Origin of the sequence: Asticcacaulis sp. YBE204, from assembly GCF_000495855.1 — a bacterium.
Classification (GTDB): domain Bacteria; phylum Pseudomonadota; class Alphaproteobacteria; order Caulobacterales; family Caulobacteraceae; genus Asticcacaulis.
Map to the genome: position 1 here is coordinate 1 of NZ_AWGF01000032.1, position 1,069 is coordinate 1,069.

The following is a 1,069-nucleotide window of genomic DNA, read 5'->3' on the forward strand; positions in this document are numbered from 1 at the left end:
GCCCCCGCCACGAAACCTATTGCCAGGTAGTTTTCGGGCTCAGAATCCACATCAATATAGTCCCGATAGAGTCGACTTAAGATCGTCACCGATGCAGCAAGCTTTTTACTTCTGGTCATACAGGCAACCTGAGCCAGCCCGTTTAACACCTGGTAGACAGAATCCTTGTCATTAACCGCTGCCAACTTGTGCTGTGCGCTTTCGAGTAGTGAAACTGCTCTGTCCAAATATTCATCGCCAATTTTCCAGAAGGGTGCTGAATTCATCAAAACCTTATAGGACTCAAATGAAGCTTCACCGTTAATATGTTTAGCAAGCAAATTCGAGATTTCATCCGGCACAACCACTGGTGCAGAGTTACCTTCCAATGGCCCAGGTAAGAACGAATGCAAATTCAATCGCGAACCAAGCATAAGCTCCTTTTTTAAGTACTCAACAACCTCACTCGTATTGGCCTCTTGACATACGTTATTTGCCCGCCCGTACAGCTCATTAATGAATTGCTCTGCGGTTAAGTACATTGGTAACCATCTTGGCTCTTCTATAAGATCGACAAAGCTCTGGCAGAAAAAGTAAAGCCCCCTTTGCTGAAAAGCCCACTGTTCCACTTTGTCAAAAGCAACGCCCCTTTCAAGCCCCACTTTAACGATTAAGGCTGACTGGGCGAATGAAGCAAGACGTCTGTAGAATGGTGGTACTCCTTTGAATATCTGCAATCGCGCCAGTTCACCATCCACAAAAACTGCCATTGAGCAAAATAGACGGAGGTTATCTAACGTTTTTGGCGAAGATATGCATTCAAACAGCTTTTTAATAATCGCGACTGATGAATCCCTGAATTTAAGAATGCCTACTTCAAGGCATGATATTAAAAGTATTGGATGGCAGGTTTCGATTGCCCGGGTTGCTATTGACTGATACGAAACCTCATCAACAAGGCCATTGGAAACGACTGCTGATATAGACTTGTGAATGCATAACAAAAAATCATTCTCAGTCACTCCACTTTCTATTCTGCCGTCAAAATATTCTTTTAGCTCGACCTTACAATACTCATCAATATTGTTAC

At 43.4% G+C, this 1,069-nt stretch carries 1 protein-coding gene; it reads right to left on the reverse strand.

The annotated features are described in order from the left end of the window. The coding region (locus tag AEYBE204_RS40595; protein ID WP_023464151.1) for a hypothetical protein at nucleotides 1-1,069 on the reverse strand (1,069 nt) is incomplete at both ends.